At 31.9% G+C, this 16127-nt stretch carries 15 protein-coding genes and 1 pseudogene; all 16 read left to right on the top strand.

Translation table 11 applies throughout. From position 1 onward, the window contains the following. Positions 1-8 precede the first annotated feature (8 nt). Entirely contained in the window at positions 9-1412 is a 1404-nt protein-coding gene (locus AC4PID_RS08630) for an undecaprenyl-phosphate glucose phosphotransferase (protein WP_492135165.1), read from the top strand. Positions 1413-1553: 141 nt separating this feature from the next. Beyond that, entirely contained in the window at positions 1554-2030 is a 477-nt protein-coding gene (locus AC4PID_RS08635) for a winged helix-turn-helix transcriptional regulator (protein ID WP_492135166.1), read from the top strand. A gap of 19 nt (positions 2031-2049) precedes the next feature. Beyond that, positions 2050-3162, top strand: a complete 1113-nt coding sequence (locus AC4PID_RS08640; RefSeq protein ID WP_492135167.1) for a DegT/DnrJ/EryC1/StrS family aminotransferase — start codon at positions 2050-2052, stop codon at positions 3160-3162. A gap of 8 nt (positions 3163-3170) precedes the next feature. Beyond that, entirely contained in the window at positions 3171-3821 is a 651-nt protein-coding gene (locus AC4PID_RS08645; RefSeq protein ID WP_492135168.1) for a sugar transferase, read from the top strand. 4 nt (positions 3822-3825) lie between these two features. Further along, the gene (locus AC4PID_RS08650; protein ID WP_492135169.1) at positions 3826-4446 is read left to right on the top strand and encodes an acetyltransferase; all 621 of its coding nucleotides are present in this window, start codon (positions 3826-3828) and stop codon (positions 4444-4446) included. Then, the gene (locus AC4PID_RS08655; RefSeq protein WP_492135170.1) at positions 4446-5654 is read left to right on the top strand and encodes a glycosyltransferase family 4 protein; all 1209 of its coding nucleotides are present in this window, start codon (positions 4446-4448) and stop codon (positions 5652-5654) included. The genes AC4PID_RS08650 and AC4PID_RS08655 overlap by 1 nt, the downstream gene beginning before the upstream one ends. Before the next feature lie 10 nt (positions 5655-5664). Beyond that, entirely contained in the window at positions 5665-6687 is a 1023-nt protein-coding gene (locus AC4PID_RS08660; protein ID WP_492135171.1) for a polysaccharide biosynthesis protein, read from the top strand. Beyond that, on the top strand, positions 6684-7784 hold the full coding sequence (locus tag AC4PID_RS08665) for a polysaccharide biosynthesis C-terminal domain-containing protein (protein WP_492135172.1): 1101 nt from the start codon (positions 6684-6686) through the stop codon (positions 7782-7784). Before AC4PID_RS08660 ends, AC4PID_RS08665 begins: the two co-directional genes overlap by 4 nt. A gap of 1 nt (position 7785) precedes the next feature. Next, positions 7786-8910, top strand: coding sequence for a non-hydrolyzing UDP-N-acetylglucosamine 2-epimerase (gene wecB / locus AC4PID_RS08670; RefSeq protein WP_492135173.1), 1125 nt, complete (start codon positions 7786-7788; stop codon positions 8908-8910). Positions 8911-8937: 27 nt separating this feature from the next. After that, positions 8938-9918, top strand: coding sequence for an NAD-dependent 4,6-dehydratase LegB (locus AC4PID_RS08675; protein ID WP_492135174.1), 981 nt, complete (start codon positions 8938-8940; stop codon positions 9916-9918). A 17-nt stretch (positions 9919-9935) separates the two neighbouring features. Next, positions 9936-11092: pseudogene (locus AC4PID_RS08680) on the top strand (LegC family aminotransferase). Positions 11093-11132: 40 nt separating this feature from the next. Beyond that, entirely contained in the window at positions 11133-12200 is a 1068-nt protein-coding gene (locus AC4PID_RS08685) for a nucleotidyltransferase family protein (protein ID WP_492135175.1), read from the top strand. 17 nt (positions 12201-12217) lie between these two features. Beyond that, entirely contained in the window at positions 12218-13051 is an 834-nt protein-coding gene (locus AC4PID_RS08690) for a glycosyltransferase (RefSeq protein ID WP_492135176.1), read from the top strand. 9 nt (positions 13052-13060) lie between these two features. Beyond that, positions 13061-14110: an N-acetylneuraminate synthase family protein gene (locus tag AC4PID_RS08695; RefSeq protein WP_492135177.1), complete on the top strand. Its 1050-nt coding sequence runs from the start codon at positions 13061-13063 to the stop codon at positions 14108-14110. Positions 14111-14120: 10 nt separating this feature from the next. Then, positions 14121-14822 (top strand): acylneuraminate cytidylyltransferase family protein, encoded by a 702-nt coding sequence (locus AC4PID_RS08700; RefSeq protein WP_492135178.1) that lies wholly within the window; start codon positions 14121-14123, stop codon positions 14820-14822. Then, positions 14809-16125: a capsular polysaccharide export protein, LipB/KpsS family gene (locus AC4PID_RS08705; RefSeq protein ID WP_492135179.1), complete on the top strand. Its 1317-nt coding sequence runs from the start codon at positions 14809-14811 to the stop codon at positions 16123-16125. The genes AC4PID_RS08700 and AC4PID_RS08705 overlap by 14 nt, the downstream gene beginning before the upstream one ends. The last annotated feature ends 2 nt before the right edge of the window (positions 16126-16127 follow it).

The following is a 16127-nucleotide window of genomic DNA, read 5'->3' on the forward strand; positions in this document are numbered from 1 at the left end:
TGATTTTTATGGTAAAAGAGAATCAAAAAAGTTTAATTCGATTAAAGGTCTTTTTAGATGGGTTTATACTTCTATTATCCTTTTTAGTTGCGTACTACTTAAGATTTTACACGAATATTATTTCAGAAGGTATAATAGTATTTAGCCTTTGGGAATCAATTCTACCTATTATTTTTAGTTTACCTATCTACATTTTAATCTACAATGCTTTAGATTTATATAATGTGAAAAATCAATACGGTATATATGAATCATTCCTTAGAGTATTTCGTGGAAATACTCTAGGAATGCTTGTTATCGTTTTAGCATTATACTTATTGAAAATTGTAGATTTTTCAAGATGGACCTTGGCTTTATTTTTAGCGATTAATATTGTTTTAACAACAGTTGCTCGAATATTGTTTCAATATATATGGCGCGAGAGTACTCAAAATGAAAAATACTTTAAAAAATGTTTGATTATAGGCTGTAATGATATATCAACACAATTAACTCAAAACTTATCTGTAAGAAAAGACTGGGGTTATAATATTGTCGGATTTATCGATGAAACAAGGGACTTGGGTTCTTGGTTTAACGAGAAAAACATTTTAGGAAGATTAAATGACCTTGATTACATACTTGAAAAGCACGAGGTCGATATAGTAATTATTGCATTAAACGATGCGGACTATGTGAAATTGGGCGAAATTATTCTAAGTTGTGAAAAAGCGGGTGTTAAAACTCAGATTATTCCATATTACTATAAATATATTCCAACCAGACCGTATATGGATGATTTGGATGGTCTCCCTGTGATTGATACTAGACATGTTCCTCTTGATAACTTTGTTAAAAAAGCTTTAAAGAGAGGCTTTGATATTTTGTTCTCACTAGTAGCAATTATTTTAACATCACCTATAATGCTACTATCAGCAATAATAGTTAAACTTACTTCAAAGGGGCCAGTTTTTTATAAACAGGAGAGAGTTGGATTAAATCGACAAACCTTTATGATGTTGAAGTTTAGATCTATGATTGTGCAAAACTGCGATGATGAAAAGGCAAAATGGACTACCCCAAATGATCCTAGAAAAACGAAATGGGGATCATTTATGAGAAAGACGAGCATAGATGAGTTGCCACAATTTTTTAATGTTCTTAAGGGAGATATGAGCGTCGTTGGACCTAGACCAGAAAGACCTTTTTTTGTTGACCGTTTTAAAAATGAGATTCCAAAGTATATGATTAAGCATCAGGTCCGTCCTGGTATCACTGGTTGGGCTCAAGTAAATGGTTGGCGTGGAGATACGAGTATTATAAAAAGAATTGAATGTGATTTGTATTATATTGAAAATTGGAAATTTTCTTTTGATATAAAAATCATTTTATTAACCGTTTTAAAAGGTTTTATTAATCGAAACGCATATTAGTAGATAAAGGGCTAGTAATAGCCCTTTTTTTGATACTTTAATGTAGATTTAATCCAGTTTTAATCCAGTTACATTGACGATATATTCTAGAAATGTTATTCTATCATTAGCGTTCAAGAATTGAACGCATGGGGTGGGATAATGGATATCAATGAACTAAACATACTTGAAGTTATTTATAAACATGAATATATTTCTCAAAGAGAAATTTCGAATGAAGTAGGCATTTCCTTAGGAATGGTTAACCTTTTACTTAAAAAGTTTCTTAAGGTGGGGATAATTAAGGCTGAGAGGTTGAATGGAAATAAGGTAAAGTATATTTTAACACCAGATGGCATTGCTTTTTTATCAAAAAAAACCATCGACTTTGTTTCTAGATCATATCAAGCAGTGAAAAAAATTCAAGCGCATATGATTGATGTGGTTAAAGAGCATTATCGTGAAGATGAAGTAGTGATAATGGTTGGACAAGAAGATGAAGTAGGAAATCTACTTTATGATATATTGAAGCATAACGGTTATACAATCGACTGGAGAAAAGAATCAGTAGAGACAGTTAAGTTTTTACAATGGATGGATCCTAAAGGTGAAGGCATTTATGTATTGCATAAAATCTAGATGATAATTGGAGGCTTTTATGGCAGAAAAAATTTGGTTAGCATCACCACATATGAGTGATGAAGGTTATGAAATGAAATATATTAATGAAGCATTTGAAACAAATTGGATAGCGCCGTTAGGACCAAATGTTACTAATTTCGAGAATGAAATTGCAGAAAAAGTATCGATTAATGCCGCTTCAGCAACTACTACGGGAACTGCAGCAATACATTTAGCATTAAAATCATTGAACATTAATGAAGGAGACATTGTGATTTGTCAATCATTGACTTTTTCTGCGACAGCAAATCCAATCATCTATGAAAAGGCAGTACCTGTTTTCGTAGATAGTGATTTCGAAACTTGGAATATGAGCCCATCAGCTTTAGAAGAAGCATTAATAAAGTATCCAAATGCCAAAGCGGTAATTGTTGTACACCTTTATGGATTATCTGCAGATCTCGATAGTATTATTGATATTTGCAATAGATATAATGTACCTTTAATAGAAGATGCTGCAGAGTCTTTAGGAACTTATTACAAAGGAAAGCATACAGGTACATTTGGCGAATATGGAATATTTTCGTTTAATGGAAATAAAATAATTACAACATCTGGCGGTGGAATGCTCGTTTCAAATAATGTTGATAAAATCAATAAAACTCGCTTTTGGGCGACACAGTCAAGAGACCAAGCACGTCACTATCAGCATAGTGAACTTGGATTTAACTATAGAATGAGTAACATTGTGGCTGGTATTGGAAGAGGGCAATTGAAAGTTTTAGATCAAAGAGTAGAAAAAAAGAATTATATTTTTGAATATTATAAGAGTCATCTTAGCGATTTAGAGGGAATTTCGTTCATGCCAATTAATGATTGGAATAAACCAAATTGTTGGTTAAGTGTTATTACACTCGATGGGAAAGTGAAACCATTAGATGTTATGCTTGCACTTGAAAAAGATAACATTGAGTCAAGACCGGTCTGGAAACCGATGCATCTTCAGCCTTACTTCGAAAAGTATGACTATATCGGAGGAAAAGTAAGTGAAGAGTTGTTTGAAAAGGGTGTCTGTTTGCCTAGTGATACGAAGATGACAGAAGAAGATTTGGCTAGAGTTTGTAATGTAATTAGAAATGTTTGGGGATAGATAGATTTATGGCAAATGAGAATAACGGAATAAAGGGTTTATACAAAAAATATTTTAAGAGGATGATAGATATTGTTCTGTCATTCTTCGCATTAATCATACTATCTCCATTATTGCTGACTATTGCCATAATTGTTTCAGTTAATTTAGGTATGCCTGTTATTTTTAAACAAGCAAGACCAGGACTAAACGGTGAAATATTTCATTTGTACAAATTTAGGAGTATGAGCAATAAAAAGGATAATGAAGGAAATTTGTTACCTGATGATGTGAGATTAACTAAATTTGGAAAAATCCTAAGAGCGACAAGTCTTGATGAACTTCCTGAGTTGATTAATATTTTAAAGGGTGATATGAGTATAGTCGGGCCAAGACCTTTATTAGTTCAATATTTACCATTGTACAATGAAGAACAAAAAAAGAGACATGATGTTAGGCCTGGGCTAACAGGCCTTGCTCAAGTAAATGGAAGAAACGCTATTAGTTGGGAAGAAAAATTTTCTTTCGATGTAAAATACGTTGAAAATATATGCTTTACTCAAGACATAATCATAATTATAAAAACGATAAAAAAGGTATTAATTAGAGAAGGAATTAGCTCTAATGAATCAGTTACAATGGACTACTTTAAAGGCAATGAAAAAAATAAGGAAGTATAACTCTATGAAAAGTAAACTAATTGTTATTGGAGCTAGTGGTCATGGTAAAGTCATTGCTGACATTGCATTGAAAATGAAGTGTTGGGACAAAATAATATTCTTAGATAAAAATGATCAGATTAACAAATGCCTTGATATGGAAGTTTATTTTGATCATGGTGAATACGAAAAATATGTAGATGATTATGACTTTATAGTCGCTATAGGTAATAACAAAATAAGAAAATTAATTATGACCAAGCTTGAAAATATCAATGCCTCATTGGGAATATTAATTCATCCAAGTGCTGTAATAGGTTGTGATGTCTCTTTAGGTGTAGGAACTGTAGTAATGGCAGGTGCTATTATAAATACATCCACTCAGATTGGTAAGGGTTGTATTATAAATACTGGTAGCACAATTGATCACGATAATTTTATTGAAGATTATGTTCATATTTCTCCAGGTGTAAAAGTTGCTGGTGGTGTAACTATTGGCATGAATAGCTGGATTGGAATAGGAAGCACAATAATTAATAATAAGTCGATTTGTGCAGACGTAATGGTGGGTGCCGGAACTGTCGTTATTAAAGATATCGATGAATCTGGCACTTATGTAGGCTGTCCAGCGAGGAGATTATACTAATGAATATATTATTTTTGACATTGCTTGACTTTCACTCATTGGACCAGCAAGGTATTTATACGGATCTCTTAATGACATTTGCGAAAAATGGACACCACTTATATATAATTTCACCTGTTGAAAAAAGAAACAAAATGCCAACAAAGTTAATTACTAGTGATAATGTTAACTTGTTAAAGTTAGAGATTGGGAATGTTCAAAAAACAAATATTTTTGAAAAAGGAATTTCAACATTAACTTTAGAGAGTAAGTTTAAAAAAGCCATTGAGACATATTTTAATGATGTTAAATTTGATTTAGTTTTATACACAACACCACCAATTACATTGCAGTCAGCGGTGGAATATGTGAAAAAAAGAGATTCTGCAAAAACATACTTGTTGTTAAAAGATATTTTCCCACAAAATGCTTTGGATTTAGGAATGTTAAAAAAAACAGGTTTGAAAGGATTGTTATATAAATATTTTAGAAATAAAGAGCAAAAACTATATCAGACATCAGATTATATAGGTTGCATGTCGGAGGCAAATGTCGAGTTTCTTCTGAATAATAATCCCATAAAACCGAGTAAAGTCGAAATATGTCCTAATACTCTTACACCTAGAATTCAAAATCTATCACAAGATGATAGAGTTGCTTTAAGGAAAAAGTATAACTTACCTCAAGAAAAAGTAATTTTTGTGTATGGTGGCAATTTAGGTAAGCCACAAGGGGTACCATTTTTGAAGGAGTGTATTAAAGCTAACGAACTAAGGTCTAATGCACACTTTTTGATTGTTGGATCTGGAACAGAATATGTTAAAATAAAGGACTATTTTGATGACAATGAGTTTGTAAATTCAACTTTATATGAGTCTATTCCAAGAGCAGAATATGAAAACCTTGTTGCTGCATGTGATGTTGGAATGATTTTTTTAGATCATCGATTTACAATACCAAACTTCCCATCTCGATTATTATCTTATATGCAAGCTGGCTTACCTGTGATTGCAGCGACTGATATAAATACGGATATTGGAAATGTCATTAGAAATGGCAACTTTGGATATTGGTGTAAAAGTGGAGAATTACAATCATTTAATACAATAGTCGATAAGTTTCTTGATATGGAAAGGATTCATTTAATGGGATTGAATTCTAATAGATACTTGTTAAATAACTATACTTCTGATCACGCTTACGAGATCATTATGAAGCATTTTGAATAAGGGGAAGGATATGTTTAAAGATAAAATATTACTTATTACTGGTGGCACTGGATCGTTTGGTAATGCTGTAATGGAAAGATTTTTAGATTCAGATATTAGAGAGATTAGAATTTTTTCAAGAGATGAAAAAAAGCAAGATGATATGCGGAAAAAATATAACAATGCAAAACTGAAATTTTATATAGGTGATGTAAGGGATTTGGCAAGTGTTAAGAATGCGATGCACGGTGTGAATTATATTTTTCATGCAGCTGCTTTAAAACAAGTACCTTCCTGTGAGTTTTTTCCAATGGAAGCAGTAAAGACGAATATCATTGGAACAGATAACGTGCTGACTGCAGCAATAGAAATGAATGTTGAAAAGGTTATCTGTTTATCAACAGATAAAGCTGCCTATCCAATTAACGCAATGGGAATATCTAAAGCAATGATGGAAAAGGTTTTCGTTGCAAAATCTAAGACAGTAGATCAGGAAAAAACACTTATTTGTGGAACTCGATATGGAAATGTAATGGCATCAAGAGGTTCGGTGATTCCATTATTTATAGACCAAATAAAAAGTGGTAAGGATCTAACAGTAACAGATCCTAATATGACTCGATTCTTAATGAGTTTAGAAGAAGCAGTTGAACTTGTTGTTTTTGCTTTTAATAATGCTCAAGCTGGCGATATCATGGTACAAAAATCACCAGCATCTACAGTAGGTGATTTGGCAATCGCATTAAAAGAACTCTTTGAAGTTGAGAATGAGATTAGAGTTATTGGTACGCGACATGGTGAAAAATTATATGAGACATTATTGACTAAAGAGGAGCATATCGTTGCTAAAGATATGGGCAATTTCTTCTGTGTTCCAGCGGATACAAGGGACTTAAATTATGATAAATATTTTGTAGAAGGATTAAAAGAATTGTCATCAGAAGATGAATATAATTCACATAATACCGAAAGACTAAATGTTGAACAGATAAAGGAAAAGTTATTAACCTTAGACTATGTAAGACAAGAATTAGAGTTGTGGAGAAGAAGATGAAAATACTCGTAACTGGATCAAATGGTTTTATAGCTAAAAACTTAATTTCTGAATTAAAAATGAAGCCGAATCTTGAAATTTATGAATATAGTAAATCTACGACTTTAGATGATCTAAATGAGTATTGTAGAGACGCTGATTTTGTCTACCATTTAGCAGGTGTTAATCGACCGATAGATCCCGAAGAATTTACTAAAGGAAATGTAGATTTAACGGATACTTTGCTAAAATTCTTGGAAAACCATGAGAATAGATGCCCTGTAATGCTTTCTTCTTCAACACAAGCAAGTTTAGATAACCCTTATGGAAGAAGTAAAAGAGAGGGCGAACTACTCGTATTGAATCATAAATGCGAACGTAAACTAATATACAGATTTCCGAATGTATTTGGAAAGTGGTGTAAACCCAATTATAATAGTGTAATTGCAACATTTTGTCATAATATTGCTAATGATCTCTCAATTAGTATTAATGATCCATCCGTTGAATTAAATCTCGTCTATATTGACGATATTGTCAAAGAACTTATAAATGGTCTTGATGGTGCTGAAAATAGAAATGGTGAATTTTGTGAAGTTAAAGAGTTTTATAAAGTGAAGCTGGGGAGAGTTGCTGATTTAATTTATGAATTTAAAAACAGTCGTGATTTAAGAAACGTTCCTAATATGTCTGATGCCTTCACAAAAAAGCTTTACAGCACATACATTAGTTATTTGCCTACAGATCAGTTCAGTTATCCACTAAAAATGAATGTGGATTCGAGAGGCTCGTTTACTGAATTTATAAAAACGGATGACAGAGGTCAAGTCTCAGTCAATATTTCAAAACCAGGGATAACTAAAGGTAATCATTGGCATCATACTAAAAACGAAAAATTTCTTGTTGTCTCTGGAAAAGGTGTAATTAGATTTAGAAATATATATTCTGAAGAAATTATTGAGTATTTTGTAAGTGGCGAAAAGCTTGAAGTTGTTGATATTCCAACGGGATATACACATAATATTGAAAATTTAGGATCTGAAGATATGATTACAATTATGTGGGCAAATGAATCTTTTGACCCTGCAAATCCAGATACTTATTTTTTGGAGGTATAGGATGAAAAAGTTGAAGGTAATGACAGTAGTTGGCACTAGACCGGAAATAATCCGATTGTCAGCTGTGATTAACAAATTAGATGAGTCAGATGCGGTTGAGCATATATTAGTTCATACAGGACAGAATTATGATTACGAACTTAACGAAGTGTTTTTTAAGGACTTTAAATTAAGGAAGCCTGATTATTTCTTAAATGCAGCAACAGGAACTGCTGTAGAAACCATAGGGAATATATTAGTCAAAATTGATCCAATTCTCGAAGAAGTAAATCCGGATGCCTTTTTAGTTTTGGGTGATACTAACAGTTGCTTGTGCGCCATAGCTGCCAAAAGACGACATATCCCGATTTTTCATATGGAGGCAGGTAATCGATGCTTTGACCAAAGAGTACCTGAGGAAACAAACAGAAAGATTGTCGATCATACCTCAGATATAAATTTAACCTATAGTGATATTGCAAGAGAGTATTTACTAAGAGAAGGATTGCCGGCAGATAGAGTTATAAAAACTGGTAGCCCTATGTTTGAAGTTTTAAACTCTAGAAAAGAAGATATTGCTCAATCCAATATCTTAAGTGAATTGAATTTAAAGGAAAATGAGTATTTCGTTGTTTCCGCACATCGTGAAGAGAATATTAACTCTGAAACAAATTTTACTGATTTAATGGAGAGTTTAAATGCAATTGCAGAAAGGTATAATAAGCCAATTATTATTAGCACTCATCCAAGAACTAGGAAGATGATTGAACTTAAAAATATAGAATTAAATCCTTTAATTAGAACTTTAAAACCCTTAGGATTTAATGATTATATTAAACTTCAAATGAATGCAAAAGCCGTACTAAGTGATAGTGGCACAATTAGTGAGGAATCATCAATTCTAGGACTAAAAGCGCTTAACATTAGACAGGCACATGAACGACCAGAAGCGATGGAAGAAGCATCTGTAATGATGGTTGGCTTGAAATTTGACAGGATACTACAAGGTTTAGAAGTCCTTGAAAATCAAAAGGAAGAAACACTTAGGTTGGTTTCAGATTACAGTATGCCGAATGTTTCAGACAAAGTATTAAGAATCATTCTCTCCTACACTGATTATGTGAATAGAGTTGTTTGGGGAAAGTAAATTGATATTGAAATGATGGAGGAAAAAATGAGCAATATTTTGATTACAGGTGCAGATGGTTTTATCGGAAGCCATTTAGTAGAAGAAATGGTTCATAAAGGTCATAAAGTTAGAGCTTTTGTCAACTATAACTCTTTTAATACTTGGGGATGGTTAGATACAGTTTCCAAAGAAATAATGAATGAGGTTGAAATTTTTGCAGGTGATGTCAGAGACCCAAATGGAGTTAGAAATGCTGTGAAAGGTATGGAGCAGGTTTTTCACTTAGCTGCATTGATTGCTATCCCATTTAGTTATCACTCTCCAGATGCCTATGTTGACACCAATATAAAAGGGACGCTCAATATTTTGCAAGCTTCACGTGATTTAGATGTTAGTAAAATTCTAGTTACTTCTACATCAGAAGTATATGGTTCTGCTCAATATGTTCCAATAGATGAAAAACATCCTTTTCAAGGACAATCACCTTATTCTGCTACTAAAATTGGTGCAGATAGATTAGCGGAGTCTTTTTATCGTAGCTTTAATTTACCAGTAACAATCGTTCGACCATTTAATACCTATGGTCCAAGACAGTCAGCTAGAGCTGTTATACCTACTATTATTACTCAACTTCTTAGTGGTAAAGAGCAAATTAAACTAGGTTCTTTAACGCCAACTAGGGATTTCAATTACGTTTTAGATACAGTTAATGGATTTATCAAGATATCTGAATCAGACAAAACGATAGGTGAAGAGATTAATATTGCTACACAGCAAGAGATTTCTATCGAAATGCTTGCGAAGGAACTTATAAGACAAATTAATCCTAATGCACAAATTGTGACTGATAATGTGCGTATAAGACCAGAGAATAGCGAAGTTGACCGCTTATTAGGATCGAATAAAAAAATCATGGAACTAACAGATTGGAAACCACAATATTCTTTTGAGCAAGGAATAGCAGATACAATTGCATTTTTCAAAGCAAATTTGCACAAATACAAGTCAGATATTTACAATTTATAAGTGAGGTGAATAGCTATATGGCACAGAAGTTTATACCTTTATCTGTTCCAAATCTCAAAGGTAGAGAATTAGAGCTAGTATCAGAAGCCATTAATACAGAGTGGGTTTCTACAGGTGGTAAATATATTAATGACTTTGAAGCGGCAATTAGCGGATATGTTAAATCATCTGGCGCAGTAGCTTGTCAAAGTGGTACAGCAGGTCTTCATATGTCTTTACTAATTGCAGGTGTTACATCAGCTGATGAAGTAATTGTACCAACATTGACATTTATAGCTGCAGTTAATCCAGTTAAATATGTTGGAGCAAATCCTGTTTTTATGGATTGTGATAGTGATTTATGCTTGGATCCAGAAAAGCTTAAAAAGTTTTGTGAAGATGAATGTGATTATAGAGATGGTAAACTTATTAATAGAAAGACAAATAAGCATGTTAAAGCCATAATTGTAGTTCACGTATTTGGAAATATGGCTGATATGGAAAAAATTATGGAAATAACACGCAAGTATGGCTTATTTGTTATAGAAGATGCAACAGAAGCAATAGGAACTTACTATACTTCTGGTGTGTACTCAGGAAAATTTGCTGGAACCATTGGGGATATTGGTGTTTTTTCATTTAACGAAACAAAATCATAACCACAGGTGGTGGTGGCGCTATCGTAAGTAACCAAAGTGCTTTTTTGGAAAGAGCAAAGCATCTCACCACTCAAGCTAAAAGCGATGAGCTTTACTATACCCATGATGAAATTGGCTACAATTATAGAATGACAAACGTTCAAGCTGCTATTGGTCTTGCACAGCTTGAACAACTAGAAAAGTTTATTGAAACTAAAATAGAGAACTATCATCTTTATGCTAGTGAGATTTCAAAAATCAAGGGGATTGAGTTGCTTTCGTTTAGAGCGAATACCCGTCCTAATTATTGGTTTTATTCCTTACTTATCTCTGAAGATTGGAAGATGAATAGAGATGATCTTATACAGTTTTTACAAGATAATAAAGTACAAACTAGACCAATATGGGGCTTAATTCATGAGCAAAAACCATATTTGAATGATTATGCCTATCAAATAGAAAATGCAACGACGTATTATACTAAAGTAATTAACTTACCATGTAGTACTAATTTAAATGCAGATGATATTAACTATGTTTTGAGCTTAATCAAATAAAGCTTATTTTATACTAATATTAAAAGAAAGTGGTAATCTTATGACAAACATAGAAGAAATATGTGTAGGTGTTGATACCACCATTATAAAAGTAATTGACAAGTTAGATACAACGTCAAAAAAAATAATTTTAGTTGTTGATGAACTACGTCAATTGCTAGGAATTGTAACAGATGGAGATTTCAGAAGATGGGTATTGAAAAATGGTGATCTTTATCTACCCGTAACGCATTTAATGAACTCAAAACCCATTGTTGTCAGAGATAATCAAATTCATGATGCCCAAAAAATCATGCAAGAAAAGTTTATAGATGCAATACCTGTTATCGATGAAAACAATACAGTGATTGATGTGGTGTTTTGGAACGTTGAAGTGAGTAAAAAAAACAATCTAAATCTTCAAAATACAGATATTGTTATTATGGCGGGTGGAAAAGGTACAAGACTATATCCGTATACCCATATCCTACCTAAACCTTTGGTACCTATTGGTGAGATCCCAATAGTAGAACGTATCATAGACAAATTTCTAGATTTTGGCGCAAAACAGTTCTATATGACAGTGAACTATAAGAAGAACATGATAAAGTCATACTTTGAAGAAGTAGATAAGAATTATGAACTCAACTATGTAGAAGAACCTATGCCATTAGGAACTGGTGGAAGTTTAAGATTAATTAAAGATACATTAAAAAGCACATTTATTATCAGTAATTGTGATATATTAATTGAAGCGGATTATTCTGACATTCTAAATTTTCATAGAAAGAATAACAATAAAATTACAATGGTAACGTCACTTAGAAAATTTCAAATTCCATATGGCGTAATTTTGATTGATGATTCTGGACAAGTTACTCAAACTATTGAGAAACCTGAAAATAGCCATTTGGTTAACACTGGGTTTTATGTAGTCGAACCTGATGTCATAGAAATGATTCCAGATAATCAACTTTTTCACTTTACACAATTAATTGATGAATGCTTGAATAAGGGAATTAAAGTAGGAACTTATCCCATCAACGAAGGTAACTGGTTGGATATGGGTGAGTTGTCTGAAATGGAGAGAATGGTTGAAAAATTAGGATATAGTAAAAGTAGCTTATAGACATAGAGGGTGAAAATTTGAAGTATGCATTTGGTACTGTGGTGTATAAGGCAGCATTAAACTATATTGATGCGTTTTGTGATTCTATCAATGCACAAAACTACAATAATTATGAGATATTGATAATTAATGATGATTTAGAAGAGAATGAAATAGTAACAATGATATCAAAATTAAATCGACATGCTGTAGTCATAAAAGGAATAGATCATGCTTCACCTGCAGTTTTAAGATGTCAATTAATCAAGTATGCATATTTTAATGACTATGATCTTTTGATATTAGGTGATGCTGACGATACGTTCAAATACGATAGAATTCATTCTATAGTTGAAAAATATGAAACTAATAAGGACGTCTCCTTTTTCTATAACGATCTAAGATATTTAGATTCTGACAGTCGAGTTTTTATTGATATTCCAGAGAGACTAAATGAACCTTCAGATTTAGTGGAGTATAATTTTGTTGGCTTAAGCAATTCAGCAATTAATTTAAAAAAAATTGACAATGATATATTAAATATTATTTCTTTTGGAGAAACTGCTATTTTTGATTGGTATTTATATTCTGTTATTTTATCTTTCAAAGGAGTTGGATTATTTGTACCTAAAGCAGTTACTTATTATAGAATACATGAAAATAATACGGTTGGTGTTTTAAATAACAAATATAAAGATTATGAAATAGAATATAGCGTTAAATTAAGGCATTATTCTTTACTTAAGGAACTGGATGTTGTCTGGTATAATGCTTTAAGTTGTTATCAAACTTTGGATCTTATGGCATATTATAATCAAGATAATACAATGGAAACCAACTCATTTTGGTGGTCAAAAATTAAGATTTTATAGGAGTTAATTATGAAATTAGGTAGAAAAGAAATTAAAAATTTTGGAGAACCGTATGTAATTGCTGAGATTGGTGCTAATCACAATGGTGACATGGCATTAGCTAAGGAAATGATTGACTCAGCTGTTGAAAACGGCGCTGATGCAGTGAAGTTTCAATCTTGGACAGATAAATCATTAATAGCAAAAGAAGAATATGAAAGAAACCAAAGCTACGATGATTCTCCAAAGAAACATTTTGGATCTTTAGAAGCTATGGTTAAAAAATATTATTTAAGAGAAGAACAACATTACCTCTTAAAAGAATACTGTGATTTGAAAGGTGTTGATTTCTGTTCAACTCCTTTTTCTGAGGAAGAAGTTGATTTACTCGAAAAATTAGAAGTCCCTTTTTATAAAGTTGCTTCTATGGATATCAATAATTTTAGATTACTTGAGCATATTGCTAAAAAAAATAAACCAGTTGTTATTTCAACTGGAATGGCAACTTTAGCTGAAATTGATGCTGCAGTAAAAGTAATTGAATCCTGTAATAATTTTGATATTGTTTTGCTACATTGTGTTTCAATATATCCTCCAAAAGTAGATGATATTAATTTGAGAAATATTACGATGCTTCAAGAAATGTATCCTATGTATACTGTGGGTTTTTCAGATCACACACTAGGAACCTCTGTTCCTCTAGCATCAATTGCATTAGGTGCTGCTGTAATTGAAAAACACTTCACGACAGATAAAAATTTACCAGGTTGGGATCATGAGATATCAGCAAATCCTGAAGAATTAAAAGTAATTGTTGAAGAAGGTAAAATGCTAAGTCGTGCAATGGGGAATTATTATAGAACCGTTTCTGATGATGAAAAAGCAAAAATGCACAAATTTAGAAGAAGTATCGTAATAAATAAATCACTAAAAGCAGGTGAAGTGTTGAAAGAAAGTGATTTAGAATATAAAAGACCTGGAACTGGAATTAGACCTGATGAAACGAAGTATGTGATTGGTAGAGAATTAAAAGTAGATGTCCCCGAAGATTATGTTTTGAGATGGGAAGACTTAAAATAAAGAGGATAATATGATTGCAATAATACCTGCAAGAGGAGGATCAAAAGGTCTTCCTCGTAAGAACATAAGAGATCTCTGTGGTAAGCCATTGATTGCATATACGATTGAAGCAGCTTTGAATTCAAAGTATATAAGCGAGGTTATTATTTCTACTGATGACAAAGAAATAGCAGAGATTTCAAAAAAGTATAATGCTAAAGTTCCGTTTTTAAGACCTCAGGAGTTGGCGGGAGATAATTCTAAGGCGATTGATGCATATCTATTTACTGTTGATAAGCTAAAACAGGATTTTGATATGGAGATTGAAGATTTTATGGTTTTATTGCCAACTTCACCATTGAGAGACGCTGTCGAAATAGATAAAGCCGTTGAGCTTTTTTATAGCAAAAAAGCGCATACGGTTATTTCTGTTGTAGAGTCTGAACATCCACCTACTTGGTATAAAACGATTTCTGCCGAAGGTAAATTAAATGATTTTTTTACTGGAGCTGACAATAGCTTAAATAGGCAGGAAGCAGTTAAAACTTATCTACCAAATGGAGCAATCTATATTTTTAATTTAGAAGCCCTTAAACAAAATGGCAATTATTATAACGATGACACATATGCATATATAATGGCAAAGCATAAGAGTGTTGATATAGATACATTGTTTGATTTTAGAATAGCAGAATTTATTATGGCTGAGGGTGATAAAAATGGTAACGTGTAAAAGCAAAGTTGGTTTATATGTTAGACCATGGAATGATAAGTATTATCAAAGTATAGTATCTGAATGCTTTCCAGAAAGCCAAATAGTCACGATAAGCGAATTTCGAAATGTGGGAAGTATTTGGACTGGCGATGGCATTTATAAAAATGAGAATCGTGAAATATTAGATTTTAAAATATTAAATGACATACATTATAGATGTAGATTCCTGAGAAGCCTTCCGATAACTAAATCATTTGAACTAATTGAAAAAAGCTATTTTTATCTTAATAAATTGTTTGATACCAATGACTTTCACGTTTTTTTTGGAGCGCTTGTCGACAATTATACTTTAGATATTTTAAGTCGTATTTGTTCTGAGAGAAAAATTCCTTTTGTTTCTTTAGTAAGTCATTTTATTAATGGATACTCAAGATTTTCTATAAAGGGTGAAATGACCTGTTTTAAACGTGAAGTTTCAGACGACGAGGTTAAGAGGGTACTTTCAACTATTGATAAAGATGATTATTCACCAAACTTTGAATTTAATAAGAAGAAAACATATTCAGGAAGTGTAAAATACTACTATAAAGAACGGCTAAAACAGATAGTATTTACACTAAAAAAAATAGCTGACAGAGATCCATATAATTATCATTACAATACGTTGATATTTAAAGGAATAAAGAAGAAAAATATTATAAGCAAAGAAATTATTAAAGAGTTTGATTTGATTTCTGATCTTACCGTTGAAAATAATGCTATATATTTCCCTTTGCATTATACACCAGAAGCTACAGTTGACTATTGGGCAGATGATTTTGAATGTGCAAGATATGAAGGCTCTGTTCTTGAAATAATTAAAAACTCATCTAGTAAGGTTCAAATACTAATTAAAGAACATCCAGCAATGTATTTGAAAAGAGATTTAAACTTCTATAAACAATTAAAGAAGTATCCAAATGTTAATTTGATTCATCCTTACGAATCTAGTAATGAGCTATTGCGGTTGGTTGAAAATGTATATGTTTATACTGGTTCAGTTGGATTAGAAGCCCTCATACGAGGTAAACGTGTCTTCACTAAAACGAGTAACTATTACTCTAATTTAAGTGAGAATATCCTAAGAAAGGATTTTATTGCTTTTGAAGACATTGAAGTGAAATTAACATCTGTAAATAAAGAGAATATTATCAAAAGTATTCTTGAAGGTCTTATCCCTGCAAAATTTATTAATAGTAGGAATATTGACAATAGTGAAAGTGGTAAAATAATTGAATTTATTAAGTTGTATGTAAGTGATTATTATAATAAGATTGGATGATT

Source organism: Fusibacter sp. QWL-12, from assembly GCF_058683495.1.

Bases quoted from the DNA above. Each gene is read 5' to 3' on its own strand.
- AC4PID_RS08630 (WP_492135165.1), top strand. From the start codon at position 9: ATGGTAAAAGAGAATCAAAAAAGTTTAATTCGATTAAAGGTCTTTTTA.
- AC4PID_RS08635 (WP_492135166.1), top strand. From the start codon at position 1,554: ATGGATATCAATGAACTAAACATACTTGAAGTTATTTATAAACATGAA.
- AC4PID_RS08640 (WP_492135167.1), top strand. From the start codon at position 2,050: ATGGCAGAAAAAATTTGGTTAGCATCACCACATATGAGTGATGAAGGT.
- AC4PID_RS08645 (WP_492135168.1), top strand. From the start codon at position 3,171: ATGGCAAATGAGAATAACGGAATAAAGGGTTTATACAAAAAATATTTT.
- AC4PID_RS08650 (WP_492135169.1), top strand. From the start codon at position 3,826: ATGAAAAGTAAACTAATTGTTATTGGAGCTAGTGGTCATGGTAAAGTC.
- AC4PID_RS08655 (WP_492135170.1), top strand. From the start codon at position 4,446: ATGAATATATTATTTTTGACATTGCTTGACTTTCACTCATTGGACCAG.
- AC4PID_RS08660 (WP_492135171.1), top strand. From the start codon at position 5,665: ATGTTTAAAGATAAAATATTACTTATTACTGGTGGCACTGGATCGTTT.
- AC4PID_RS08665 (WP_492135172.1), top strand. From the start codon at position 6,684: ATGAAAATACTCGTAACTGGATCAAATGGTTTTATAGCTAAAAACTTA.
- wecB (WP_492135173.1), top strand. From the start codon at position 7,786: ATGAAAAAGTTGAAGGTAATGACAGTAGTTGGCACTAGACCGGAAATA.
- AC4PID_RS08675 (WP_492135174.1), top strand. From the start codon at position 8,938: ATGAGCAATATTTTGATTACAGGTGCAGATGGTTTTATCGGAAGCCAT.
- AC4PID_RS08685 (WP_492135175.1), top strand. From the start codon at position 11,133: ATGACAAACATAGAAGAAATATGTGTAGGTGTTGATACCACCATTATA.
- AC4PID_RS08695 (WP_492135177.1), top strand. From the start codon at position 13,061: ATGAAATTAGGTAGAAAAGAAATTAAAAATTTTGGAGAACCGTATGTA.
- AC4PID_RS08700 (WP_492135178.1), top strand. From the start codon at position 14,121: ATGATTGCAATAATACCTGCAAGAGGAGGATCAAAAGGTCTTCCTCGT.
- AC4PID_RS08705 (WP_492135179.1), top strand. From the start codon at position 14,809: ATGGTAACGTGTAAAAGCAAAGTTGGTTTATATGTTAGACCATGGAAT.